The following is a 5,277-nucleotide window of genomic DNA, read 5'->3' as shown; positions in this document are numbered from 1 at the left end:
GTAGATCTGGGAAAAAATGGCGAATTTGGTATTGTCGATCTGGCAGTTGACATGCACCGGGACAAGTTTTTTCGTCTGCTCCTCGATATCGGAGAAGATCTTCTTCACACTCGTGGTCTTTCCCGTACCGGGCAGCCCCCGGCAGATCGTATTCAGCGGGCGCCCGCCCCGCATCCCGGGCCTGACCTGAAACGCCAGTTCCCGCATCTGTGTGTCGCGGTAATTGAACTGCTCGGGGACATGATCGATCTCGAAGACCTCGGGATCGCGGAAGAGAGTTTCGTCCCACATCAGCAGATTTCGCTTCATACCACAGAACCTTGCCTACGGAATATATATAGATGCCATCTTTTCACTTTCACCCCGTCTTCATCTGCTTTTCCATGCATTTCTTGCAGAAGGACTTGTCCATAAGGAGCTGGGAGAGTTCGTTCTGGGTCTTTGAGATCTTATTTCCACAGGCGCTGCACACGATTTCTGCCGTCTCCTGCTCCGGCGGCTTTTGGGCGCGATGGATGTCTAAGGAAGGTGCTGCTGCATTGCATGTTTCATGAAGTCCCACCCCGGCCCGCTCTCGCGCGTGGTCCGCATCCTCACCAACGCAGGGTGCGTCGGCGGGCGTATGATAGAGGGACTCGGGGAGTGAGCCGTCCGGGATCGCTTCGATCACCGGATTCTCTGCGACAAGTGGTTGCTCGGGCCGCTCCGGCTTCTCAGGCGGCATTGCCGGCGACGGGACCGCAGCCGGTACGGTTTCCGGCACGTTCATGAGGACCCGTGTCCGGTAGCTGTCCACCCGCTTCATGGTGTCGGGGTCATTCCTGCCCATTCCGGCGAGAACGCCGTCGAGATACTCGACAAGCCGGCCGGCGTCCTCCTGTGTCTCTACCTCACCATTCACCTCAAGTCGGAGGTTTTCGTAATGCTCGAGGTTGACGGTGATTCCTATTGTGAGATGTTTCTTTGCGGACATAACACCTGAAAGGATATTGTGCATTTCCGGTAAATAGTTGTGCGGTACAGGGCGCCGCCCCGGATGTGCCTCTGCAGAGGATATTTCCCTCTCGCGAACAGATACTTATCTGTTTTTCCGGACACGATTCATTGCGGAAATGGCAGATGATGAGAGTTACCCCCACTGATCTGATGATGATGCAGGGAACTGATGCCATTTCCGCATGAGCGACTTCTTCCTGTGCACCGGTTCCCCCTTATTACGTGACAGCGATTCGGGCGCTACACGGTTTTTTTGCCCGTCAGCACCGGGAGGAAATCCATTGCGTCCATGAGGCCGAACGATCCCTTTCGCGCATCCTTCTCGGAATAAGCGCTTGTGTCATCCCTGCCGAGTCCCCGCACCGCGAACGGAACGGGGTCGCCCGTGTGCGTTTTCAGCCTGATTGGAGTCGGATGATCTGGGAGCACGGCGATAATGCCCTCCACGGCGTCAAGAACGGTACCGACGATGTCGTCTACCCGTTCGATTGCACGGAGCTTCTCCCGGACACTCCCGAGATGGCCCGCCTCGTCGGGCGCCTCCACATGGAGATAGATAAAATCCAGGCGTCTCAGAGCCTCGATGGCATAGAGCGCCTTTGCCTCGTAGTCGGTATCGAGGTAGCCCGTCGCCCCGGGCACGCGGATCACCTCCATCCCTGCGCACCGGGCGATGCCGTTTAAGAGGTCGACGGCAGAGATCATCCCGCCCGAGAGCCCGTAACGCTCCCTGAAAGGTGGGAGCGAGGGCTTCTTTCCGCCGCTCCACGGCCATATCATGGTGGCGGGCCGTTTTCCCGAGCGCACCCTCCCGGCAGTGACGGAATGGGACGCGAAGACTCTCCGGCTCTCTTCCATGCATTTGAGCAGGATATCCGCATCGGGTCCCTCTGGCATGTACCCCGCGACAGGTTCGCCTACGATGTCATGGGGCGGGGTGGTTACCGCGCCCTGACCCCCGGGAAGCACGAGAAGGTTACGGTAGCTGATGCCGGGGTGCAGGCCGACGTCCGGGAGACGTGCCCCAAGGTCTTTGAAGAGTGCGGCACCCTCCGCGCTTGAAATATGGCCGGCCGAGAAATCCGTCATGATGCCGTCTTCCACCGTGACGAGGTTGCACCGGTATGCGAGATCTGCGGGCCCGAGATCGATTCCCATGCTCACCGCTTCCAGCGGGCCCCGCCCGGTATAATACTCCCGCGGATTGTATCCGAGCACGGAGAGATTTGCAATATCACTGCCCGGTTCAAAGCCTTCGGGCACGGTTTTCAGCATGCCGGTCCGCCCCTCTCGTGCGATCCGGTCCATATTCGGGGTCCGTGCGTACGCAAGCGGAGTCATTCCGCCCAGCTCTTCGAGCGGCTCGTCCGCCATGCCGTCACCGAGAATAACGATGTATTTCATGCAATATCTCCAAGAACGCCCAACAGTGTGGTTAGAGTTGTGATGCCAAGAGTCGTAAGCACTGCGGCGATGACCATGCCTGCGGCAATTGCCGGCAGTGAATACCTGAACCTGATGCCGAAGACGAACGCGGCGGCACAGGCCGTCCACGCGCCGGTCACCGGCAGGGGGACAGCCACGAAGGGAATGAGTGCGAGCGCTCCCCATCGCTCGAAACGCTCGGAATGCCGCCGTGTTCGTTCAAACAACCAGGTGAAAAAGCGGTGAAAGGCCGCAAAGCGGGCACTGAGTCTCTCCTCCACCGACTCCAGGTACCGGAGCAGGAGAATGACGGGCACGATATTTCCCAGGAGGCCGAGCAAAAACGCCTCTGCCGGTGCAAACCCGAAGGTATTGATGGCAAGCGGGATCGCATATCGCGCCTCGAAAAACGGTGTTGCGGAGAGGATGAGAACGATAACCGAAAGCCATGCGTCCATAGTACACCCGCATCAGAGCATTGCCCGCACGGCTGCGGTCACGGACTCCTTCGATCCTATTTCCGGATTCCAGCCGCGTTCTTTCAGTTTTTCGACTGACAGCTGCATCTTCGGCACATCGCCGACCCATCCGCGGTCACCGCCGGTAAACCGGTACCTAACCCCTGAGAGTCCCATCTCCCGGCAGATACTATCTGCAATCGCTTTTACATCGACCCAGTCTTCCGACCCGATATTGTAGACCGAATATGCTCCGGTGGCGTGATCCGTGGCAAAGAGCATCGCTTTCACGCAATGCCGGACATCGAGATAGGATTTCGTCTGCCGGCCGTCACCGAGTATTTCAAGTTCTTCCGGATTATCCTTCAGTTTCCTGATAAAGTCCCATATCACGCCGTGCGAACTCCGGGGGCCGATGATGTTTGCGAACCTGAATACCCACGCCCGCATCGAAAACGATGCGCAGTATGCCGAGATGAGTGCCTCTCCCGCCAGTTTTGTCGCCGCATATACCGAGATAGGTTCAAGGGGGGCATAATCCTCGGGTGTCGGGATCACGGTCGCCTCCCCGTATACCGTCGAGGTCGAGGTAAAGACGATCTCGGGGACGCCGTACAGCCGCATTGCCTCGAGCACCCGTTCTGTTGCGACGATGTTGTTCCGGAAGACCGCATCGGGGGTGCGTGCGCTTCCCCGGACGTCGGGATCGGCTGCCAGATGATAGACGCGATCGGCCCCGGAGAGTATCTCCTGCCATCCGTCGTCGAGCAGATCGGCCACATGCAGACTGATGCCGCCGCGGGCGAGGTGGCCTTCCAGATTCTCCCGGAGGCCGCCTTTCAGGTTGTCGATGACGCATACCCGGTCCCCCTGTGCCACCAGCGCGTCCACAAGGTGCGATCCGATGAAACCGGCCCCGCCGGTCACGACACAGAACATCATAGACTAATAGGTCTCCCATGCTATAGGGATAGTGATATGTTTATCGGGATTGACCACGGCACGACGGCGATGCGATTTGCCTGCGAATCCGGTGAATTCAAAATGTCCCGCACCGATGCACGGGAGTTTCACGTGCGCGATCTGGAACGCCTCTGCCCCCTGTCGGAGATCGAGTGTATCGCCGTCTGCTACTCGATGGGAGACGGGATTGCTGCAATCACTCCTGTCGATAAAGTGAAGAACCGCGGTGTCGTCTCCCAGAAGGGCGCCGGAGAGCACATCGGAGGGGGCACCCGTGTATTTGACGAGATTGCACACTCCGGTATCCCCGCCGTTGTCATCCCCGGCATCCACCGCGGTTCTCCCACGGATCCGCGGTTCAAGGCTTACTCCCATCAGACGAGCCCCGAGAAGATCGGTATCGCCTACGAGGTCTGCCGTGACCTGGGAGGCGATGTAATCGCCTGCGATGCCAGTTCCAATACCGTAACGCTTCTCGTTTCGGGCTGGTGCATCACCGGTGCTTTCGATGCCTGCATCTTCGCACCCGGGACGAAGCACGGTGCCATCGATGTCGATGCGATTCGCCGGATTGACCGTGGGGAATGCTCGGCGAACGAGGCATTCCTTGCTGCGGGTGTCGATGCGACCATGCCCCCTGAGGAGCGTGCCGGTACGCTTGCCCTGTTTGCCGCCATGGAGTGTGCCGCCATGAGAGTGCTCAATCCGGCGGCATCGGTCGCCCTTGCCGGTTCGGAGGCACCGGTAATCGCCCCTGAGGTTGAACGGCTGCTCGGCCTCCCGGTTGCGGTCTATGACGAATGGTGCGCGGCACGGGGCCTCTGGCGCATTGCCCGCGACGTATTCTCGGGTGTGCCGTCAGTACTCGGAATCCCGGTACAACGCTGAGTCCGTAGCCGCGTGGGCCATTGTGGCACAAAAATTCTTTTTTCTCCGCATTTTAGCCACCTGGTGCGCCGCACCATTTCCGGAATTATTGTGTAAACGGGCTTTAAAAAAGGATTTGGGGCATATCCCTGATTTCCCCGCTGTTTATGTATATCAAACCGTACTATCTTTTATGATTTCGGCTTTGTTTGGCAAATCCATTTAATATATTCGCATTCATATTAATTATACGTACCAGAGTTGCCGTGCCGTTCCCTTCACGGCCGCACACAACACGTGAATCCCAGCAATCAGGGGTGTTTTTCATGCACGATTCCTCACAGCAGCGAACAAGGCACATCGGTACGGTTCTTCTCATTATTTTTTTATGTTTTATTGCCGGTGGACTGACGATTATTTTTGAGCTGCCCGAACTTGCCGAGCCTCTGCAGCCATTTTTCCTCAATGAAACTCCGGAGGGGAGTGTCAACAGCTCTCCCCTGCATGGTCCGCGGCAGTACAGCAACCCGCCGATTCCGCCCACCCCCCCCACGCCAAAACCGACACC

General features: G+C 58.1%; 5 protein-coding genes and 2 pseudogenes. 2 read left to right on the top strand and 5 right to left on the bottom strand.

Annotated features, from left to right (window positions below):
- The 5 genes and pseudogenes from cdc6 to APR53_01610 form a co-directional block, all read right to left on the bottom strand.
- Positions 1 to 309 (bottom strand): annotated as a pseudogene (gene cdc6, locus APR53_01630).
- Positions 310 to 358: 49 nt separating this feature from the next.
- Positions 359 to 997 carry a hypothetical protein gene (locus tag APR53_01625; GenBank protein KQC03153.1) on the bottom strand — a complete coding sequence of 213 codons (639 nt, stop codon included), beginning with the start codon at positions 995 to 997 and terminating at the stop codon, positions 359 to 361.
- A gap of 239 nt (positions 998 to 1,236) precedes the next feature.
- Positions 1,237 to 2,400 (bottom strand): phosphoglycerate mutase, encoded by a 1,164-nt coding sequence (locus APR53_01620; protein KQC03152.1) that lies wholly within the window; start codon positions 2,398 to 2,400, stop codon positions 1,237 to 1,239.
- Positions 2,397 to 2,879 carry a ligand-binding protein SH3 gene (locus tag APR53_01615; protein ID KQC03151.1) on the bottom strand — a complete coding sequence of 161 codons (483 nt, stop codon included), beginning with the start codon at positions 2,877 to 2,879 and terminating at the stop codon, positions 2,397 to 2,399. Before APR53_01615 ends, APR53_01620 begins: the two co-directional genes overlap by 4 nt.
- A gap of 12 nt (positions 2,880 to 2,891) precedes the next feature.
- Positions 2,892 to 3,818 carry a UDP-glucose 4-epimerase gene (locus APR53_01610; protein ID KQC03154.1) on the bottom strand — a complete coding sequence of 309 codons (927 nt, stop codon included), beginning with the start codon at positions 3,816 to 3,818 and terminating at the stop codon, positions 2,892 to 2,894.
- Positions 3,819 to 3,857: 39 nt separating this feature from the next.
- Between APR53_01610 and APR53_01605 the strand changes: the two genes are divergently transcribed.
- Together APR53_01605 and APR53_01600 are read left to right on the top strand one after the other, a co-directional pair.
- Positions 3,858 to 4,730 (top strand): hypothetical protein, encoded by an 873-nt coding sequence (locus APR53_01605; protein ID KQC03150.1) that lies wholly within the window; start codon positions 3,858 to 3,860, stop codon positions 4,728 to 4,730.
- Positions 4,731 to 5,035: 305 nt separating this feature from the next.
- Positions 5,036 to 5,277 (top strand): annotated as a pseudogene (locus APR53_01600).

This window comes from Methanoculleus sp. SDB (genome assembly GCA_001412355.1).
Classification (GTDB): domain Archaea; phylum Halobacteriota; class Methanomicrobia; order Methanomicrobiales; family Methanomicrobiaceae; genus LKUD01.
Note: the sequence above shows the minus strand (reverse complement) of the source record. Positions and strands in the feature narration are given on the sequence as shown.

Excerpts from the sequence above, each read along its gene's own strand:
- APR53_01605 (KQC03150.1), top strand. The coding sequence starts at position 3,858 with ATGTTTATCGGGATTGACCACGGCACGACGGCGATGCGATTTGCCTGC.
- APR53_01625 (KQC03153.1), bottom strand. The coding sequence starts at position 997 with ATGCACAATATCCTTTCAGGTGTTATGTCCGCAAAGAAACATCTCACA.
- APR53_01620 (KQC03152.1), bottom strand. The coding sequence starts at position 2,400 with ATGAAATACATCGTTATTCTCGGTGACGGCATGGCGGACGAGCCGCTC.
- APR53_01615 (KQC03151.1), bottom strand. The coding sequence starts at position 2,879 with ATGGACGCATGGCTTTCGGTTATCGTTCTCATCCTCTCCGCAACACCG.
- APR53_01610 (KQC03154.1), bottom strand. The coding sequence starts at position 3,818 with ATGTTCTGTGTCGTGACCGGCGGGGCCGGTTTCATCGGATCGCACCTT.